The organism is Lactococcus sp. AK05 (genome assembly GCF_041026685.1).
GTDB classification, from domain to species: Bacteria; Bacillota; Bacilli; order Lactobacillales; family Streptococcaceae; genus Lactococcus; species Lactococcus lactis.
In genome coordinates this window covers 88,888-109,843 of record NZ_JBFTEI010000006.1, presented here as the reverse complement: position 1 = coordinate 109,843, position 20,956 = coordinate 88,888, and the positions used below count along the sequence as shown (strand labels likewise).

Genomic DNA, 20,956 nt, shown 5'->3' with positions numbered 1-20,956 from the left:
CTTACCTTCAATCGTGCCAATCGTTAAAGAAATAGATAACTTAGCGGGCTCATTTGAAAAACTAAGTCCAGAAACTCAACAATTCATCATTAAAATGGCAATAGCAGCGGCAGCGGTATATCCTACCACTAAAGCATTAGAAAAAATGACCGATGCAACAAAAGGCGTAATTGATGGTTTGAAATATCTTGGAGCAAAAGGGGCAGGCGAACTTGCACTTAGAGGAATTGCTACAGAAGCAGAAGGAGCAACTGCTGCGATAGCTGGGGGAGGCGGGCTATCCGCTTCTCTTGGTGGAATATCTCCAATATTAGCTGGTTTAAGTCCAGTGGCAGTGGGTGTTTTAGGTGTAGCTGGTCTAGCCGGGTTAATTATCGGCGTAAGCAAAGCTGTAGATGAAGCAAAAGATAGAGTTAAGTTCTTTGGTCAAGTTGAAGTACCAAAAGAAACTGTTGATAAAATTGATAACTTTAGAGATAGAGTGGACAAAGCCAAAGTAGCGATGGAAGAGTTCGGTACTGGAAGCCAAAATTCAGCTCAAAAAGTTAAAGATGCTATCAATTCACTTTCCGAAGGTACTAAAGGTGATATTGACAAATCAACTAAAGAACTTGAAGATGCAATGAAACGAACGGGTTATACCGCTGACCAAATTGCTGAAATGAAAAAAAGAGGGGAAAACGCCAAGTCTGTAGTAGAAGCTGCTGCAAATGATATTTCTCAAGTTTACATCAATGCCAATAAACGTGACGAAAAAAATAGAGCATTGACAGTTGATGAGCAAGCTCGTGTAAGTTCAAATATGAAAGTTATTTTTGAATCAGAAGCTGACGCACTTAAAATAACGGGTGATAAAAAGAATACCCTAATGAAGGCTCTCAATGGCGAGTTCAATAACATGTCTAAATCTCAAGCTCAACAAGTTATCAATGACATGCGAGGGATGAGAGAACAAGCAAATAAAGAATACGATCAGCAAGCCGCAGACCAGAAAAAATTGCTTGATGGTCACATTATCACTCAAGATACCTATAACGAAAATATGGCTGCTGCAGAACAAGAACGTGTTGACAAACTAAGCAAATATGGAGTAGCTGTCGCTAAAGCTGAGGATGTAATCAGAGGAAACCTTAAATTAGGTGAAGCTGGTTACAAAGAGTGGCGTGAAAACGCTGAAGCAGAAATGGGTTTATATGGTGAATCATTTGATGAGGCTTTGGCTAAGGCTGGTGATGCAAGCAAGAAGTTAGGCGATAATGGCAAACTCTTGGCTAAATATACTACTGGCATGTCGGATGACGCCAAAAAAGCCAATGATGCATGGAATAGTATTATTTTTGACCCTAAAACTGGGGAAATCAAAACGAATGCTCCTGAAGTTATAGCAGAAGCTGTTAAATCTAAAGAAGGTTGGGATAATATGCAGTTCATTTTGAAGAACGCTAATTTAACAACGAATGCCAGATTTACAGTCGCAGAAGCTTTAATTGCTAGTGGACAATGGGACCAGCTTTCTCCTGAACAAAAGAATTTGGTTGTCAACAATCAACAGGGGTTGCTTGCTATTGCTGATAGTAGACAAAACATGAAAATTTGGAATGAAATGCCAGATTCTGTTAAGAAAATTCTTGGTGATAATAAAGATTTCTTACAAAATAAAGAAACGGCCCAACAAGCTTTAACTGGTTGGAATACACTTCCTGCTCAAACTAAAAAATTATTAGGTGATGATACTGACTTTTTGAGTAAAAAAGGAAATGCTACCGGAGCATTAAACTCATGGAACTCTATGCCAGAAAATGTTAAAAAGCTTCTTGGTAATGATACTGATTTCCAAAACAAAAAAGGAGCAGCTGCTAGCGCATTAAAAGCATGGGATGCCATGCCTGAGAATGTTAAGAAAATGCTTGCTAATAACTTCGATGTACTAGCTAAAAAAGAAGGAGCTACTAATGCAATTCTGCAATGGAATAATTTGCCTGCAGATGCAAAAAAATTATTAGCAAGCAACCAAACGGCAAGTGGTGTTAATTCAGCTAATTCATGGATACAAAATAATTTCCTTGGGAAAACAGTAGATTTACTCGCGAACGATACTGACGCTAGAACTAAATATAACAATTTCATGAATCTTCCAGCATCGAAGACCATTAGCATGATTGTGAATACAACTAAAAACGCCCAAGGTACACCATACCATCCAGGCGGACTTGCTATGGTTAATGACCAAAAAGGACCGACTTATAAGGAATTAATCAGCCTTCCTAATGGAGTAAGTTTTATTCCAGAAGGTCGAGATGTGACAATGCCACTGCCTAAAGGAACGAAAATTTTAAAAGCTAGCAAAACAGCACAACTCATCCCTAAATATGCTGATGGGACTGGTGGTATTCCAGCTAATGCGAAAATATTTAGGGATATGCGGGCAGTTCAACAACAGTTAGTAGTTAATACTCCAGTTGTTGATAATGCTGGGCTGTTGAGTGCTATTTTAAAAGCTATTCTAGACAGTGGTACTAATAATGATGTTATTAAAGCAATTCAATCTTTAGCAAATCGCCCAGTCAATGCAGTATTTGACAAAGATGAGGCTGCAAGAGCGCTAACACCGTCGATTACAAAGCAACAGTCTATTAACCAATCAATCGATAATATAGTAAACGGAAGGAGGAACTAATGAGCAAAGTAATTAAAGTTACTTATGGAGATAACATTCTTTCAGATTTATTCGAAAGTGTCACTAACATAAAGCGTGACATCGGCTCAGGCTGGAATAATAATACGCAAGCTAAAAAAGAAGGCGTTGATGTCATCACATCATCTCGTGGGCCAAGAAATATCTCTTTTGATTATTTGATAAAAGGAACATTTTTTAGTGAGATAAATGCAAACAAGCAAAAGTTAGCAAGTTATATCAATTCAGAAGATACCTTAGGCTTAGTATTTGAAGATGAACCAAATAAAGTCTGGTATGCATTGCCAGACGGAGAACAATCTTATGAACCAGAATCAAATAAAGGAACACTAACCTTTTTAGTTCCTTCTGGTCACGCAGTTTCAAGCTTTACAAACGTCCTTAATTTATCTAACTCTGGTGGAGCAAACGGAACAATTACTCCTAGCACAGTTGATGGTTCAGTAACAGCAGTTATTAAAAATAAAGGTACACTTCCAGCTTGGTTACGTTTTAAGATTAAGTGCAGTCAAGAAAATGGATATATCGGTATTGCAGCTCCAACTGGAGCATTTGAAATGGGGAATATCCAAGAAGCAGATGGAGTTGTAAAACCTGAAAGTGAATATTTGTATAATAGCAATTCTGATTTAAGTTTTTCTAAATTTAAAGATGCAACCGGGACTACTAATCCTCAAAATTCAGCGCTTGGGACGAATGGAACGATTAGCTTTCAAAGTGATGGGCTAAGATTTGCAACTCAAGGAACAATGTCAGAATCCCAAATCGCAGGCGGTGGAATGAAAGTTATGACGCTACCGGCTGATTCTAATGGCCGCGTTGGGGCCGTGAACTTCTATTCACACTTTAATTTATTAGCTTGGGCGGGAGCTATGGGCCAAACAGGAATCCTCCAAATTCTATTTACTGACATCAATGATAAGTTGGTGGCTGGTTATGGTATTACCAAAAGTGACATGAGTGGAAATAAAGCCAATTGTACATTTTGGATTGGAGGTAATACTCCTAAAGAGTACACATCATTTGGATTTGAAACAAACAATGGCGAGAGAAACCAAAAAAAACCAAATGTTATGTTTAACAGTTCAACTGGGGATGCAGACTTTTTAAAAGAGGGTGCAAACTTAGGGTTTTATTGGTACGGAAGTCGTCTAACAACTTATGTTCCAGAACTTGCGGATGTTGAAGTTTCAAAAGTTTACTTGTACCTTGGACAATTTAAGGGTTCGAACAAACTTATCAATAATTTATCAATTAGACAAATAAATCTTACTAAAAATAATGTATCTGTTTGGAAAGATGTTCCTAATCGTTATGCAGCTAATTCAGAAACAAAAATAGATATGGGGGAAGGAAGCATTCTTGTTAATGGTATTTCTTCATTAACAGAAATGGTTAATGATTCGAACTTTTTTATGATTCCACCAGGAGAAACCACAATCGTTACTAATCCTTCAAATTGGGTAAATCATCCGCTTGAAATTGAATATAGTTGGGAGGAGAACTATTTATAATGTTAATTAATGTTTTAGATGTAAATTTACAAAAAGTTGCATTTTTGAGTAATGATGTCCCTGGACTTCCGAATTATTATGATGACGAGTTCCATGAATATCGTGACCAGGGAGCCGCTACTTTCAAATTTACAGTAAAGAAAGTTATCAATAATAAGCTACAATCGTATGCTAGATTCCTAAACGGACAGTCATATTTTAGTTTTCAAATTGATGGGAATGATTATTTAATGACCCCTGCTTCCGAACAAGCTATCCACGAAACAAGTGAAGAAATTTCATTCTTTTGTGTCTCTCTCGATAGAGAACTGATGAGTGAACAAGCTAACCCTCTTGTTAATACATCAAGCCATAATATCCAGTGGTATTTTGACCAAATGGGATTAATATCAAACGCTCAAATTACAATCGGAATCAATGAAGTTTCTAATCTGACACGAACCATTAACTATGATGGACAAGAGACAAAATTGGCACGTTTAATTTCTGTTATTGGAAACTTTGATGCAGAGTTTGAATTTATTACTAAGCTTAATAATGATGGGTCTCTTGGCTCAGTTACACTCAACATCTACAAAGAAAATGATGGGTTGAACATACAAGGTGTAGGTAAAAAAAGAGATGATGTTCGTCTAATATTTGGAGAAAATATTCAAGCTGTAGAACGTGACGTTAGCACAGAAGGATTTTTAAATGCAACAACTGTAACTGGGGCAGATAATTTAAATTGGAATAGCGCTTCATTCAGTTATATAAATGCAGATGGTGTGGAAGAATTTTATAAAAGAGCTGGTAGTGATACTGCATTTGCACCGCTCTCAGCTAAAATATATCCTGCACAATTATCGAAAGACAAAGACGATATTTGGACGAGAATAGATTTTACTACTGACTACAAGAATGTAAATGATATGTGGGCTTATGCGGTGCGCCAATTTAAGCAGTACGCTTATCATCAAGTTACTTATACTGTGACACCATCATCAAAACTAGTAAATGCAGAAATTGGAGATGGCCCCCCACTTGCAAAAGGCGATACGGTCATCATACAAGATAATAATTATATTGACATTGATGGCAATGTAGGACTCTTATTATCTGCTAGGGTTTCAGAAAAAATAGTATCTGAAACACATCCTGAAAATAATAAACTTATTTTTTCAAATTATAAGAAGCTAAAGAGTGAAGTATCCACAGACATCCAGGCTATCGTCAATCAGTTGGTCGATGCAGCTACTCCATATATTGGTAGTATCGACACAACTAACGGCACACAGTTTAAAAATGGTACTGGCTCAACAACTTTATCAGCTCATATTTTCAAAGGTTCTGCAACGAATGAAACAATCGCAGACAGCTACGAATGGTCGAAAGATGGAACAGTAGTTGCGAATGCTCAGACTATCACAGTTGATGCCAGCGGAGTTGCGAATAAGGCAGTTTATAGTTTTAAAGCGACAGTTGGCGGTAAAGTAGTCGCAAGTCAGTCGGTGACTATCACTAATGTTAATGATGGTGCTAAAGGCGCTGACGGAAAAACGCAATATACACATATCGCATACGCAAATAGTGCCGATGGTGTAACTGATTTTTCAACTTCTGATTCTAATCGCACCTATATCGGGATGTATGTTGATTTTAATATCGATGATTCAAACACTCCAAGCGATTACTCATGGACATTAGTTAAAGGTGCGGATGGAACGCAAGGGACACCGGGCAAACCGGGGGCTGACGGTAAGACTCCATATTTTCACACAGCATGGTCTTATAGTTCTGACGGTACTGATAGATTTACAACTGTTTATCCGAATTTGGATTTGTTCACGGGAACTTCTGACAAGCCTTCTACAAAAACAGGTAACAATTGGAACATTGCCGTTATCGGTGTATACAATGCACCTAAAGTTGGCCAACAATACACGGTTTCTGTTGAAGTTCCTAATGCTGACCATACTGTTAATATTGAAATATTCCGCTGGAACAATGCGGGAGGCAGAGTGAACGTCCTTACCAGCAAGCAGATAAACTCTGGAGAAAAGGGTTATGTAACATTCACTTGGCCAGACCCTGGCGATAGTGGTGCAACGCAATTTGCAGCTGACTTGGCATGGACTAATGGCACAGATATAGGTACTTATTCGTATTGTAAAGCTAAATTAGAACCAGGTTCAACCGCCACTCCATACATGCCCTCATCTAGTGAAGTCACAACTGCTGACTGGCCAAGCTTCATAGGTCAGTACACAGACTTTACGCAAGCAGACAGCACTAATCCATCTGATTATACTTGGAGTCTGATACGAGGGAATGACGGGAAAGATGGGGCAGATGGTAAAGACGGAATAGCAGGTAAGGACGGTGTTGGAATAAAAACCACTGTTATCACTTACGCTATTTCAACAAGCGGAACGACAGCACCAACCACTGGCTGGACAAGTTCTGTTCCCAGTCTTGTAAAAGGTCAATATCTCTGGACGAAAACGGTCTGGACATACACAGATAACTCATCAGAAACAGGTTACTCAGTAACTTATATTTCTAAAGACGGAAATAACGGTAATGACGGAATTGCCGGTAAAGATGGTGTTGGTATTCTGACTACGACCATTACTTATGCAGGATCAACAAGTGGAACAACGGCACCTACTAGCGGTTGGACTGCCACAGTTCCGACAGTTGAAGCTGGTAGTTATCTGTGGACTAAGACTGTTTGGGCTTATACGGATAATACCAGCGAAACAGGGTATTCCGTTGCAATGATGGGAGTTAAAGGTGAACGTGGAAAGCAGATTTTTAAAAGTAGTTATGAGTCTGTACCACATAATAGTGGTCATTATTGGTCTGATTTAAGCCCAGCGCCATCCATTGATAATCCTCCAAAAATTGGTGATACCGTAATCACTCCATCTGGCAACATTTTACAAATTGATACTGTAAACGTTGGCGGCGGAGGCGGTGGTGGAACTTTTGGAGTTGGCGATGTACTTGGAAACATCAAAGGACCTTCTGGTAGTAACGGTGACCCAGGTAAAATTGTTTCTGATACTGAGCCAACCACACGCTTTAAAGGACTGACTTGGAAATATTCAGGTACCTCTGACCTTACAGCGAGTGATGGAACAGTGATTAAGCCAAATACAGAGTATTACTATAATGGCACTCATTGGGTGATTAACTATTTTAGTGTCAATAACTTTGCGGCTGAATCGATAACATCAGATAAAATTGATGGTAAAAATTTAACAATTACTGATGGTGAGTTCGTAAGTACAACAACTAATGGTCCAGTTACAACCTCTACTGAAATTAAAGATAATCATATTTCTATTTCAAAGACAGACGGAACTATTAATACCAAAAATGACCTAGCAATAGACTCTGAGCAAGGTTTTGCAATGAAGTTCGTTAATAACTCAACGAATTTTACTAAAGACGTTGCGGTCAATTCTCAAGGATTTTCCATAAGTGATTCGGATGGAAATTTTGCTCAACTTACACCTCAAGGCACGAAGTTATCAACTGACGTTCCTTGGACTGACATCACTCGATCGAGTGGAGTAGGAACATCCGGAACTTTACGTGCAAGAATAAATAACGGTGTTTTTTATGCACAGTCGAAAGACGTCACAATCCCTTCAATAGCACCTAACAGTCTTATAACAATTGGCACTTTGTCTAGTAAATTTAGTGGTGTTTCTGGATTTGATACGTTAGGGTTACTATATTCGCCAGGTCAATTTAGCGTTGCAAGCGTTTCGGTCGGTAGTGATTTGAAAATAAATATTGGTAATCCCAATCCAACGACCATGAGTGGCAAGGTAATTCAGTTTTCAATAAATATTCCATTAGGATAAAGAATAGAAAGTAGGAGTTATGGAATTAAAACAGCTCGTAGAGCAGCACGAGACTAAACTCAAACAACATGATAAGGAACTGTCTCGGCTTAACGACATGTCTGTTGAAATGCAAAAACAAATGAGCGAAGGACTTGCTCGTGTAGATGAATCAAACCGTTTTTTAAGGGAACAGAATACTCGTCAATCAGAACAGAATGCGCAAATATTGCAAGCCGTCATCAAAGGCAATGAAAGTTCAGATGAACGACAGTTTCAGTTGAAGTTGCTTGATAAAACAAACTTTTGGAAATTGATTTTCGGAATTGGCGGAGCTTCGGCGGCCATATATACGATTATCATGGAAGTTATAAAATTAATTAGATAAAAGAGGAAAAATAAAATGGATCAAAATTTAATGACAATCTTTAGCGGTATCTTGACCTTAGCTGGTTCTATAGTGACTTACTTCATTTCACAGGCTGCTAAAAAACATAGCAATACAAAAGATATGGATGCTCTGGCTAAAGTGGCTAATCAAGCGGTAAGTTGGGCACAGAAAAACTTCAATGAGAATCCTGAAAAGTTATCTGAAGCCATCAACTACGTGACAGAAGAAGCTAAGAAACTTAAAATCAAAACGAATCCAGCTCAGATTGAAGCTCAAATTGAAGCTTCGCTGGCTCAGTTGAAAAAAAACTTTACTGCTGACCCAGCTAAAACAATTAAAGATGTTGCACAAGCTACATCTGAAGTTGCTCAATCAGTATCTAAAACAGCTGATAATATTTCTACCAATGCCGAAGAACTGGCTAATCTTGTAGAACCAATTATTAATGGAACAGAAGGGTTTACTGAAGAATAGGGGGCTATTATGAATGGAATTGACATTTCCAGCTATCAAGCAGAATTGAATGCTGGAATTGTTCCTTCTGACTTTGTATTTATTAAAGCAACGGAGGGAACAAAATATATTAATCCAACTTGGCGAGAACAAGCTGGTCAAGTCACTCAGGCAAATAAGCTTCTAGGTTTCTATCATTTCGCTAGCACTGGCAATCCAATCGCTGAGGCAGACTTCTTTATCAGCGTTGTTAAAGACTATATTGGTAAAGCAGTTCTGGTCTTAGACTTTGAAGCTGGGGCAATTAACGCATGGGGAAATGTTGGCGCTCGTCAATTTTTGAATCGTGTAAAAGAAAAAACTGGCATCAATCCAATGATTTACATGTCAGCAGAGGTTACTCGTCAGTTTAATTGGAGTATTATTTCAACTAGTAATGCTCTGTGGGTTGCACAGTATGCTTCTATGAGTCCTACTGGTTATCAGTCCGCTCCTTGGGCAGACGGCAAAGGATATGGCGCTTGGAGTTCAGCAGCTATCCACCAGTATAGTTCATCAGGCACATTAATGAATTGGAACGGACACCTTGATTTAAACTTGGCTTATATCAACGCTAGCCAATGGAACGAGCTTGCCGGCGGAAGTTCAGCTACGGAACAAAATAACAATAACTCAAATTCAGAATTGGAGGATGATGACCTTATGAAATTCACTTACGAAATCATTGACGCTAAAACAAACAAATCTCAAGGGACTGTTTATTTCTATAATGGAAATAAAGTAGTTGCTTTGAATAACATTGATCAATGGAAGATTATTACAGAAATCTACAAAGATACTACTGGTAAGAGCATGAAGCACTATAAATGGCGTACAGATGCACCGTGGTATATCCGATTCTTGCAATCAATCAATCAAAAAGCAGTGGAAGTTGCTTGGAAATAAAATTAACCCTGACTTCGGTCAGGGGTTATTTTGGTATTGACATGAATAAAAGCAAGTATTAAAATTTAGATATCTAAATGAAAGGGGATAAATATTTATGAGTATTGCAAACAACAGGACATCTTGTGATGAATGTGGACTATGGTTTGAGATTGACGATATGGTTCATGAAGATGGATTATCATTGTGCAAAGATTGTGCTGCAAAAAGAAACTAATTTAAACCCCGCTTCGGCGGGTGTTTTTTGTTTGAACCATAACAGTATTGACTTTGTATGATATAAATTGTAGAATGATTACTATAATTAACTAGGAATGAGAACTGTTTATGGGATGGGAAGATGCTCCTACATCTATTGATGAAATGAGTATGGAATCTGGTTTTATTTTTGCTGTTGATGAAAACGGTACAGCGAAATTAGATAAAAATTATAGCGTTTTTGATGAAGAAGATATAAATAAAAAGTGGTTTACATTAACGGGGGTACTTATTGATTTAAAAGACTTTAATTCTCTTAGAGATTCTATAATGGAATTAAAGTTAAAATATTGGACTGATGGCAAATATAACGGAGAAAGAGTTGTATTTCATTCAAAAGATATAAGAAAAAAACAAGGTCCTTTTAATCCTAAAATAATAAACTATAATGAGTTTTTAATAGAGTTAAATGAACTATTGCAGCAACAAAAATATAAAATTTATTCCATAAATGTAGATAAATACAGTCACGATGCGCACTATATTAATCCTTATCCTGTCTACGAGTTATCTGTAGAATATATTATGGAACGGCTCTGCTATGAATTAAATAGATTAAATAAAAAAGGCGTAATATTATTTGAATCTAGAGGTCAAAAAGAAGACAACAGTGTTCTAGGTAAAATCAATACTGTTTTAAAAAATGGAAATGATTATCATCGTCCGTTTGTTTTTAGAAAAATAGATGGAGTGTATTTCAATCGAAAGAGTACTCCTGATAAACAAAAATCATATTGGATTTTGGAACTTGCTGATATTTTATCATATAGAATACACAGATTTGTAAAAACTAGTGAAAGAGATCAATTATTCAAAAGCATTGAAACGAAATTTAGCGAGTACCCTGACCATGATGGTAAAGGACTTAAAATTTGCAAATAAAAAAAGGATAGGAAATACAAAAAAGCATGAGTATTATTGAAGAAAATGAAAAAGAGCAAAAGCTAAATTTATGGCGCCCAGAGAAACGAAAGCTTTCCATAAACTGGCTGCGTTTAAATAAGTCACAGAAAAACAGACATTTTTCAACTGGTGACATATATTATTGTGATTTAGGAGAAAATATTGGATATGAAATAACTAAAAATAGACCCGTAATAGTTTTATCTGATAGTCATTATAATAAAAATGGTATGGTGATTGTTGCACCATTGACTAAAAATTTATTCCGGCATAAAACCACTTATTTTCTCAAAAAAGACAAGTATAATTTTTTAGAATGGGATTCTTGTGTTAAAACATCACAGATGCGAAGCGTTTCATCTATTAGAATGACAGCTAGACTTGGAAAAGTTGATAGTGATGATTTGCGTAATATAAAAAGCAGAATAAAGATTTTATTTAATTTTTAAGTATAGTAATTGACATAAAAAGGAACATGTGATATTATAATACTATGGTGCTTATCTAGTTATAGGCTTTCACACAATGGTTAGAGGTTAGCTCAAACGTTACTTGTGTTAAGTGGTGTCCTCCTTGTCGAGGACTTTTTTTATATTATCCCTCGTCCTCCGGGACGTTTTTCTTTTGCCATTATTATGATATAATTTTCGTAAAGAGAGGAACAGCTTATGAAAAAAAGTAGTGATGGATTAGGAATCGAAACAGGTTTGTGCTTAGGGGTGGCATTTGGGATTATTTTTCATAACTTAGCTATGGGTATTGGTATCGGATTGTTATTTGGTCTTGCTTTTGATTACAGGAAAAAGAAATAATATTGGCTCTAGGGCGTTTTTCTTTGTTCTCGTTAAGAAGTTTGCTATAATTAAGTTTCTAACACTGACACCCCTTAATTGGGGGTCTTTTTTTGTTAATAAATGTTACTTCGTCATTTTATTGATGTTGTTATAATGATGGAATCATGAATGCTATTCCAATTACAAATATAAATAGCTAAGTGTTTATGAAGAGATAAAGCGCCCTTTTCCAAAGCGATGGCTTTTTTCTTTACAAAAAGAATGGAAAGTTATATAATGTTCTTATTCAAAAAATATACTTTTTCATAAATACTCCAAAGCGTCCCTCTCCTAACTGGGGCGCTTTTTTTAATTTTTATTTAATTGTATATATAATTCTTGACAAAATAAAATGATAAGAGTAAACTAAGAAAATCAAGATTAAATCTTGATATCTCTTAATCTAAGAGTTCTAAAACTCTTAACAAATTATTTAACGCCCTTTATAGGGTGTTTTTTCATAAATTTATGCACAAAAAAAGCTCTAATCAGTAAACTTTAAAGTTACCAACTAGAGGATGATGTGTGTTAGTACAAATTCAGAAAAAATTTCGTATATACAAAAAATAAGAGGTACTAACAATTTAAATATTAACAATTTTTCAGACAATTGTCAATTATTTATAGTAGTATGTTATAATATATTTAGTGGATGAGAAATTAATTTCTTTTACAGTATCTTTGATAATCTGCAGTTCCATCCACATATATCTAATATAATAACCAAGATATGTGCTGCAGGTTGTCATATTTCGGTTCTTTAGCTCAGTTGGTCAGAGCTAACGGCTCATAACCGTTCGGTCGCTGGTTCGAGTCCAGCAAGAACCATAAATAAGCAAAGAGTGAAAAAAAGAGGGGTAAATCTTGCTAACTCTTTTATAATAACGTTTTAAAAACTCCCCTCGCCTCCATTGAATGGATTTTATAGAATCCAATAGTATTAGAAATCGCTCAATAGAGCGATTTTTCTTTTTACCAAATTGATTACGATTTAAATAAAAAAACTCCTACTAGACAACAAAATAGTAGAAGAAATAATTTCAAAATTGGCCGGATTTTGCTTATGAAAAGATAATGTGTAAATAAATTGCAAATATAGTCAATAAAATGGTTTTCTTTGGCCATAATTATTATATCACCATATATCAGAGTTTTTCGTTAACAAATGATAGCAAAAAGTTCCAATTAGCAAATGGTATTTGAGGGATACTTAGGCTAACGAAAAGACAAGTCAATACAGAAGCCCGGCAACTGAGTATGTAGTCAATTAATAAATGTTTATGAGTGACTTGTTAAATCTGGATTAAGATCTCAAGTAATCTATTTATATCGTGACTTAAGAAATTAAGTTAATATTATATTATTCACTGAGTGATAAATATTTTATAAACTCTTATTTTTTTCATAAATAATAAAAAATATAAAAAAATGTTCATAAGTAACGATGAATATAGTTAATACAATTTACGTATACATCATAAAGTTTAATATGTCATAATATAAACATGAAATTAAAAATAAAAATTAATTAAGATTTATTTGATTCTAAGTGTGGACAAAAAAAGTCGGTCCGACTCCGGCATAGGATCTTTCCTAATTTAAATGTAGCTACACAATAATATTAGGAGTAGTATTTTATAGATTGACGAATCTATTTAAATGAAGTTAATAGAAAAGGAGAAATTATGGCTAATGAATGGGGATGGCCCTTTTCCGGTGGTTACAATGGCTATGAAGAAGGCCAACAGTTTGGGATGATAAGTTTTGAGAGACCACCTGGAAGCGGACTTTATTTTCATGATGGTTTTGATTTTGGCTCAGCGAAATATCCAGATTCTCAGATTAAAGCAATTCATGCCGGAACTGTAGTTTATGCAAATTTTGCACCCACTGGTTATGCGGCATTTGGAACAGTAATTGTAATTAAAACAACAGGTGGATATAATATTGTTTATCAAGAGTTTGGAACAAGTACATCTAATATCAATGTCACTGTAGGTCAATCCGTAACGCTTGGACAAGTGATAGGTACACGTAATAGTTCTCATTTACATTTAGGAATTACAAAAAAAGATTGGCTTGAAGCACAGTCATCAGCATATACAGATGACGGAACTTGGTTGAACCCAATAACAATTATACAAAATGGAGATGGGAATCCTAATCCAGACTTAGAGGAGGAAGAAATGATTTACGCATATTCAGCAGATGGAGAGTCAGCAACATTTTTATTTGACGGTATTAATACAATTGTTTTTGCAGGGCCTAAAGCGCAAGCAGCATATAATCACTACGTAGGAACTTACGAAGAAATAAAAGGTAAGAAATTGCCAAATCAACATAAAAATGCGGCACAACACGCGTTGTGGATACAACAGTATCCATTAAAATTTATTAATTTTAAATAAAAATATTAGTGAGTATTAGTTGAAGACAGATCACAATAATAGTTAGGAGTTAACCCTGCTTTATTGTTACTAATGATATTCCTAAAACTGATGCACAAAAAATATCGATATCATTTAATAGTCAGTTATGCTGGCTATTTTTATATATTTGCCTGGCTATCTTCTATTTTTGTACATTTAATATATTGAAAAATGAAGTTGACATCGTTTCAAGTCTGGCTGAAGGGAGTGGTCTTGAAAACAGTCTGGTGGGTAATAGAGTGCGTGAGCGAGTTTGAAACCCATATCCTTCTTAGTAATCAATATTTTGATTGTCTTATCCATCATCTTCCCGTATAAAGACTTCTTTAGATGCCCGCCAATGGTGGGTTTCTTTTCAATTTTTTTAAAATTTGAAAACAAATACTAGACACATATAAAAAATTAAAATAGTATATAATTAGTTAATAAAAAAGGAAGTGGAGTATTATTATGAAAAAAGTATATTTTCTTTGTACAGGTAACTCTTGTCGTTCTCAAATTGCTGAAGGTTATGGGCATAAAATTTTGGAAGGGTGGGAGGTTCGGTCCGCAGGGATAGAAACGCATGGTTTAAATCCCCGTGCAGTTAAAGTAATGGCAGAAGAGGGAATAGATATTTCTTCTCAGAAATCTGAGCTAATTGATTTAGATTATTTTAATGAATGTGATTTGATAATTACTTTATGTGGAGATGCTCTTGATAAATGTCCGATGATTCCTAAAGGAGTTAATCACGAACACTGGGACTTACAAGACCCTGCTCGTGCGACAGGGACAGAAACAGAAATTTTGGCTGAGTTTAGAAAAACAAGAGATTTAATAAAAGGACAAGTTAAAATGATTGAAAAATGATTTATTTTATCTATTAAAAAGGAGAGAAAATGAAGTATAAAATCGGACAATTAGTAAGTTTACCAGAAACAAGATATAAAGGAATTATAGGAACAGTAATCGCTGAAAATAAAGTGGGAATCTTAGTGAGATTTAATGGGATACAAGAGTTGTATTTTAAAGAAGAAGAACTTAAAGCATATAAAAAATAAATAAGTTTTAACTGATTCTGGTCAGTTTTTCATTTTGATTTATTATACAATGTTTATCGCTTTCATTTTGTTAGTGATAGTATTATAATAAAATTATAAGAATAGGTGGAGGTATTATTATGGCGAAACAGTATAAAAAAATATTAGTTCCTGTCGATGGTTCTGACCAAGCTTATAATGCGGTTCGAGAAGGAGTAATGTTAGCACAATGGTCTGAAGCGGAGTTAATTGTATTGACCGTCAAAGATTTAGTGCGATATTATGGCATTGCTAACTATGGTATTGTTGAGACCCCAGGATTGGATAAGTTGGCAAATGATATTTTACTCAAAGTAGGCTCTATTATTCCAGCAGAATCTAAATTCAAAACGCAAATTTTATCGGGTTCTCCAAAACGAGAAATTGTTCAATATGCTAAGGAAAACGATATTGATTTAATTGTCATGGGGGCAACAGGAGCAGGAGCGTTTGATAGATTACTTGCAGGATCTACGACGAATTATGTTGTCAATCATGCACCTTGTGGTGTAACTATCGTTCAAGGATAAGAATCAGTTTATAATAAAAAGACCTATCATTAGTGATAGGTCTTTTTATTTTTTATATCTAATTTATACTGATATAATCTAGTTGAGGAAAAATTTATGATATCACTTGTTTTAATAATTATTGTAGGAATAGAGCATTTATTGTTTGGATTTATTGAGATGTTTGGAGGAATAAAGTTACAAGCTGACGCTTTTGGTTTTGATGAATCTGAATTAAAAAATAAGACATTACAGGTTGCGCTCTCCAACCAAGGGATTTATAACCTTGGTTTTGGTTTGATGATTATAGTACTAGTCATAATGAATGTAGCTACTTCCGTTTTTATTATTGCGATGCTTTTTGTCATCTTAGTTGGAATCTATGGTGCTTTGACAGTGACGAAAAAAATATTATTTGTCCAAGCTTTACCAGCACTTGTAACTTTAATAGTTCTTTTGCTATCGCTTTGAACCTAAAATTAACTTCTTTAAGAATAAAAAAACGCTTCGATTAGCGTTTTTTTATTTCAAATTTATTTAGTGGTTTAGTAAGTGACCAATAATAAATAAAATCCAGATATGAATTGGATAAAAACCATAGAAAAAATATTTTTCAAAGGTTGAAGAGCGACCACCCTTTTTGCCATTGTATAGGTAAATAAAAGGAAGAACGGTGATGATTAGGAATTCTGGGTTAAGAGAAATACTTTGCCAAAGCGACATGGAAGTGTCAAAAGAAAAGGCCTGTAGAAGAAATAAGATTGATAAAAGTAGTGTACCAATATAAAGAATCCAATCTTTTCCACTTTTACGTGATGCGTACATTAAATATGGAAGGATTAGAGCAACTAAACTTGCTTCTGTAAATATTGAAAGAGCTGAAACGAAAATGAGCGGAAAAATCAGCAATATTTTCTTCTTTTCTATAATAGTATCAAGGAGCCATACAGCACCAAAACCACAGGCTAAACTCAGAAAGATATTTGGATTAAGGATATTAAAAAAGCTTATGGAGACATTCATGAGATAATGTATGACTAAATTTCCGAGAGCCATGACTGCTCCAGCAACTAGAAGGCGTGTTAGATATTTTTTTCGACTTCGGGTATAAAAGAACCCTTCAATCATTAGAAAAAAGAAGAGAGGAGAGACGAATCGGGATGCCATATCTAAGATAGAAAAATCGGGTATCCCAGGAAGTCCTAGAAGAACTTCTAGGTAAATATGGTCAAGTAGCATGAATATGATTGCTATTATTTTAAGTTGATAGCCAGATAAACCAAAACGTTGTTTCAAAAAAGTACCTCACAAAAATATATTTTACTTATCTATTTTAATATGGAAAATAGAAGGTATAACTTACGTTTATGTAAGGTCAGTTTTGAGGAAATTCTCATTCATATTTCAGAAATAAATTGTTTGGAGTCAAGAAATCTATGAATCGCAAAACGGTAATAAAAAAGCGTTGTTTAGACGCTTAATCAAAATTGCTATGTCTTCCCCAATTTATTGCCATTAAAATAGTCACTATTGGCAGAGCGTACAACCAAACAAGTGATATCAGAGCTCCAGGTAGTAAAAAGACTAGAAAGATTTTAATTCTTTCCAGATTTCTCTTTCGAAGAGTAGCACTCCCATTGTATTGTTTATAAATTATTTGACTGAAAACAATTAAACTAATCCAAGGAATTAAATAGGTTGAAACATAGGCTAAACTTGCAGTCAAAGAGTTTGGATGTTCTGCGTGTGCAACAGTTGAAAAGGGAAAGAGACAAACAATAAGTAGAATCCAATGATTAGACCAGAGAATTAACTCATCAACTTTATTTGATTTGATAAATGTCATTACATGGTGCAGTGAGTTCCAAATGGAAGCAAGGGCAACAAAAGTAGTGATATAAATAAGGAGCATAAGTAATACATTTGGTGAAAAAAGGTTTCCGTCTTCTGGAACTTTAAATTCTAAAACTGTTAGGGTCATTACTACGGCAAATATTCCGTCAGTAAGCGCCTCTATTCTGCTTTTATTCATACTTATAATTATAGCAAAAAAAGCTAATAAACTCTGTTATAGAAAGAGCTTATTAGCTTTTTATTAATATCTTATATAGGTGTTGTTAGTTGAATCACGAGTGGCTAGATAGAAAGACCCATCTGGCAAAACTTGATAAAGTTCCACTGTTCCACTTCCACCATTTGTAAGTATTTCATTAGAAATTACACTAATTATGAAAGTATCTCCATCTTTATCAGGAAAAAAACTATAGTTTTCTGCCTCTGCACCAAAGAAAGCTTTAAAATAGGTGAGTACAGATGATTCTGTAAAGTTATTTGAATCTAATTTGGCTATAAACGAGAAGTTAGAGCTTGTGCTATTAGTGTCAATTATACGAATGTCATAAATTTTATTTGCTTCATCATTAAAATTAAGGATATTTTTTCCTTGATTGAATTCATAAGTTTGACTAAATGGAGCAGGTGCTGTTTTAGATTATGAAAAGAATACAAAGAAATATATCTAAATAATAGATTTTTAGATTAATTTAAGCTAGAATGATTTTGGGAGGAGTATCAGATGAAAAAGTTAACAAAAAAGCAATTTGCTGCTATTGGAGCGGTGGCGGTTTTAATTATTGGTGGAGTAAGCTTTGCATTAGTAAAACATAATGAAACTGGTGGAGTAAAGACAAATGCTTCTAGTTTAAAAAGTAGCTCAAAAAAGGAAATGACTTCAAAAACTAGTGAAATAAATGAAAGCCAGAAAAGTTCAAGCAGCCAAACATCAAGTAGCAGTCAAGAAGAAACAACTCAAAGTCAGTTGAGTGTGGATACAAAAAATTTAACTGAAAATCAATTTGAGCAATGGGTAGCAATCACGCAGAGCAATCAAATGCAAGATACTCATCCTCTTCGGATTACTATTTCTAAAAGTGATGATAATTTGTATCAAGCAAAAATAGATTATACTGCGACACGAATTGATTCCGTTAACTCTTATAAAGTTAATAGTTCAGGAGAACTTGAAGCGATTGATTTTGAACATTATCCGGCAATGAAAGTTGTATCACAAAGTTTTCCAGAAATTAAACAAAATCAATTAACAACGAATCAAATAAATATGTGGGTAGTAGATGTTCAAGATGCTTTATTTGAACAAAAGGGGTTGAAACCTGGGATTGATGTGGTCTATGATTTAGAAACGGCTACTGATGGTAATATCGCAAATGTGAAAGTTTTTAAAATCGATTATACACCCTCTGCTAATGGTGGTGCCGATAATGCTAATAAAACATTAATTAACGAATTTAGAATTAATTCTGATGGTAATTTAGAGATTAAAGATGTAAATAGTGAGACTGGTTACAGAATTATATCTAAAGTTTATATGGATACTTCCATGGTTCAATAAATGACAGTTTTTAAAATGATCTAAACAATTTTTGAGCTTATCAGAAATTTGTTTAAGATCATTTTTTTATGAAAATCATTCAAAAGTTTGAGAATCATTTTGAATTTTAGGATATAATATAGAATACAGAAGGAGTATTTATGTTAAAAATTGGATCTTATATCCTATTATTTTATTTGGCTTTTAGGTTATCAAAACATTCGTTCGAATTTGAAAAAGTTAGCAGACTTGAATTAATTATTTTGCCTTTGTATTCAACGCTAATGTTTTTTATCACGATGACTTGGGGTGAAGAAAATATAATGGTGGCTATTATATTACTCTTTTTATCATTTGTGGTGGGATGGCTGCAAGCTTCAAAAGTTGAATTTAAAGATGAGGGAAAAGAGGATAAATATCAGCGTCCGATAATTTTGATGAAAAAGAATTGGCCTTATATAATTGGTTGGGGTATTTTGTTTTTATTAATAATTGGTGCTCATTTTTATTCAAATTCACACATGGAAGTGGAAGAAGTAGTGACGGAATTTTGGAAAGAAATAGTTAAAGAAATTTCAATATTTGCTAGATTTAATGCTAAAGATGGTTGGGAAACTTGGTTAATAACCGGGGTTTCAAGTTTAACTTTTACGGCTTTTATAAAAAGTAAAAATAAAAAATTGGAAAAAAGTTTAGCGAGAAGAAGAAAAAATAGTTCTTTTAGTGAGTAGATATTTTTGTGATTAACAAAAGTTACCAATAAATGGTATTGAAAGCAAACTCGAAAATGGGTAGAATTATCTTATCCAATATCTCTTAGATTTTTCAAATTTCCAAGAATTTGATTTAACAGATATAATAACCAATAGTGGCCTCTTGAAAGAGGTCATTTTTTATTTCAAAATGTGATATAATAATTGACAGAAATAGAGAGAATATAAGGATGTAATGATGGAAAATAGTTTAAATATCATTGAAAAAATGAATCCTAATCAAAAAATAAATTATGATCGTGTTTTTCAAAAAGTTCGTGAAAGTTGGGAAAGAGATTCTGTTCGTCCCAAAATTTTACTTCATTCTTGTTGTGCCCCTTGTAGTACTTATTCATTAGAATACCTTACGCAATCAGCCGATGTGACGATTTATTTTGCTAATTCAAATATTCATCCATCAACTGAATATACAAGAAGAAAAATGGTTCAAGAACAATTTGTAAAAGATTTTAATGAACGGACAGGAAATAATGTTCAATTTATTGCTGCCGAATATGAACCAAACGTCTTTTTACAAATGGTTCGTCAAAAACATTTAGAAAATGAACCTGAGGGTGGGAAACGTTGCACCTCTTGTTTTGAAATGCGATTAGATATAGTTGCTGAGAAGGCTTTAGAACTTGGTTTTGATTATTTTGGTAGTGCTTTGACTTTATCACCAAAGAAGAATAGCCAATTAATTAATGAAATTGGTCTTGACATTCAAAAGATTTATGATGTGAATTATCTTCCAAGTGATTTTAAGAAGAATAATGGCTATAAACGTTCTGTAGAGATGTGTAAAGAATACGATGTTTATCGTCAATGTTATTGTGGATGTATTTTTGCGGCTAAAGCCCAAGGGATTGATTTAAAAGAACAGAATCGAGAAGCTATTAAATTTATTAGAAATCAATCATAATCATAGATTTGTATTTAAAAAATAAGAAAATAACTTGACAAAAAGGCCCATTTTTAATAAAATGAGG

General features: G+C 34.4%; 18 protein-coding genes, 1 tRNA gene and 1 pseudogene. 18 read left to right on the top strand and 2 right to left on the bottom strand.

The window, feature by feature from the left end:
* The 15 genes and pseudogenes from AB6B24_RS10750 to AB6B24_RS10680 form a co-directional block, all read left to right on the top strand.
* Positions 1-2,677, top strand: a pseudogene (locus AB6B24_RS10750) (hypothetical protein); the annotation flags it as partial.
* Positions 2,677-4,209 (top strand): distal tail protein Dit, encoded by a 1,533-nt coding sequence (locus AB6B24_RS10745; protein ID WP_369164669.1) that lies wholly within the window; start codon positions 2,677-2,679, stop codon positions 4,207-4,209. The pseudogene AB6B24_RS10750 and the gene AB6B24_RS10745, both read left to right, overlap by 1 nt.
* Complete coding sequence (locus AB6B24_RS10740; protein ID WP_369164667.1) at positions 4,209-8,066, top strand: hypothetical protein; 3,858 nt, start codon at positions 4,209-4,211, stop codon at positions 8,064-8,066. The genes AB6B24_RS10745 and AB6B24_RS10740 overlap by 1 nt, the downstream gene beginning before the upstream one ends.
* A 19-nt stretch (positions 8,067-8,085) precedes the next feature.
* The gene (locus tag AB6B24_RS10735) at positions 8,086-8,433 is read left to right on the top strand and encodes a hypothetical protein (protein WP_195363107.1); all 348 of its coding nucleotides are present in this window, start codon (positions 8,086-8,088) and stop codon (positions 8,431-8,433) included.
* Between the two features lie 15 nt (positions 8,434-8,448).
* A complete protein-coding gene (locus AB6B24_RS10730; RefSeq protein ID WP_369164666.1) occupies positions 8,449-8,910 on the top strand; it encodes a phage holin in 462 nt (153 codons plus the stop codon).
* Positions 8,911-8,919: 9 nt separating this feature from the next.
* Positions 8,920-9,834, top strand: a complete 915-nt coding sequence (locus AB6B24_RS10725; RefSeq protein WP_369164665.1) for a GH25 family lysozyme — start codon at positions 8,920-8,922, stop codon at positions 9,832-9,834.
* Positions 9,835-10,161: 327 nt separating this feature from the next.
* On the top strand, positions 10,162-10,974 hold the full coding sequence (locus AB6B24_RS10720) for a DUF3800 domain-containing protein (protein WP_369164663.1): 813 nt from the start codon (positions 10,162-10,164) through the stop codon (positions 10,972-10,974).
* A 26-nt stretch (positions 10,975-11,000) separates the two neighbouring features.
* On the top strand, positions 11,001-11,444 hold the full coding sequence (locus AB6B24_RS10715) for a type II toxin-antitoxin system PemK/MazF family toxin (protein ID WP_369164662.1): 444 nt from the start codon (positions 11,001-11,003) through the stop codon (positions 11,442-11,444).
* Between the two features lie 219 nt (positions 11,445-11,663).
* The gene (locus AB6B24_RS10710; RefSeq protein ID WP_369164660.1) at positions 11,664-11,807 is read left to right on the top strand and encodes a hypothetical protein; all 144 of its coding nucleotides are present in this window, start codon (positions 11,664-11,666) and stop codon (positions 11,805-11,807) included.
* Positions 11,808-12,582: 775 nt separating this feature from the next.
* Positions 12,583-12,656 (top strand) — tRNA-Ile (locus AB6B24_RS10705).
* A gap of 857 nt (positions 12,657-13,513) precedes the next feature.
* Positions 13,514-14,236 carry a M23 family metallopeptidase gene (locus AB6B24_RS10700; RefSeq protein WP_311802813.1) on the top strand — a complete coding sequence of 241 codons (723 nt, stop codon included), beginning with the start codon at positions 13,514-13,516 and terminating at the stop codon, positions 14,234-14,236.
* Positions 14,237-14,707: 471 nt separating this feature from the next.
* Entirely contained in the window at positions 14,708-15,109 is a 402-nt protein-coding gene (arsC, locus tag AB6B24_RS10695; RefSeq protein WP_195935223.1) for an arsenate reductase (thioredoxin), read from the top strand.
* A gap of 29 nt (positions 15,110-15,138) precedes the next feature.
* Complete coding sequence (locus tag AB6B24_RS10690; RefSeq protein ID WP_021468089.1) at positions 15,139-15,300, top strand: hypothetical protein; 162 nt, start codon at positions 15,139-15,141, stop codon at positions 15,298-15,300.
* 119 nt (positions 15,301-15,419) lie between these two features.
* A complete protein-coding gene (locus AB6B24_RS10685) occupies positions 15,420-15,848 on the top strand; it encodes a universal stress protein (protein ID WP_003130484.1) in 429 nt (142 codons plus the stop codon).
* Between the two features lie 96 nt (positions 15,849-15,944).
* Positions 15,945-16,298 carry a DUF1304 domain-containing protein gene (locus AB6B24_RS10680; protein ID WP_311802810.1) on the top strand — a complete coding sequence of 118 codons (354 nt, stop codon included), beginning with the start codon at positions 15,945-15,947 and terminating at the stop codon, positions 16,296-16,298.
* Positions 16,299-16,364: 66 nt separating this feature from the next.
* Here AB6B24_RS10680 and AB6B24_RS10675 read toward each other — a convergent pair whose 3' ends face one another.
* Both AB6B24_RS10675 and AB6B24_RS10670 read right to left on the bottom strand, forming a co-directional pair.
* Positions 16,365-17,123 (bottom strand): TraX family protein, encoded by a 759-nt coding sequence (locus tag AB6B24_RS10675; protein WP_311802809.1) that lies wholly within the window; start codon positions 17,121-17,123, stop codon positions 16,365-16,367.
* Between the two features lie 181 nt (positions 17,124-17,304).
* Positions 17,305-17,859 carry a TMEM175 family protein gene (locus AB6B24_RS10670; RefSeq protein ID WP_012897984.1) on the bottom strand — a complete coding sequence of 185 codons (555 nt, stop codon included), beginning with the start codon at positions 17,857-17,859 and terminating at the stop codon, positions 17,305-17,307.
* Positions 17,860-18,402: 543 nt separating this feature from the next.
* Between AB6B24_RS10670 and AB6B24_RS10665 the strand changes: the two genes are divergently transcribed.
* The 3 genes from AB6B24_RS10665 to AB6B24_RS10655 all read left to right on the top strand — a co-directional run bounded on the left by AB6B24_RS10665 (position 18,403) and on the right by AB6B24_RS10655 (position 20,889).
* Positions 18,403-19,236, top strand: coding sequence for a hypothetical protein (locus AB6B24_RS10665; protein WP_311802807.1), 834 nt, complete (start codon positions 18,403-18,405; stop codon positions 19,234-19,236).
* A gap of 140 nt (positions 19,237-19,376) precedes the next feature.
* The gene (locus AB6B24_RS10660) at positions 19,377-19,946 is read left to right on the top strand and encodes a hypothetical protein (protein ID WP_311802806.1); all 570 of its coding nucleotides are present in this window, start codon (positions 19,377-19,379) and stop codon (positions 19,944-19,946) included.
* 220 nt (positions 19,947-20,166) lie between these two features.
* The gene (locus AB6B24_RS10655; RefSeq protein ID WP_023189145.1) at positions 20,167-20,889 is read left to right on the top strand and encodes an epoxyqueuosine reductase QueH; all 723 of its coding nucleotides are present in this window, start codon (positions 20,167-20,169) and stop codon (positions 20,887-20,889) included.
* Positions 20,890-20,956: the final 67 nt, after the last annotated feature.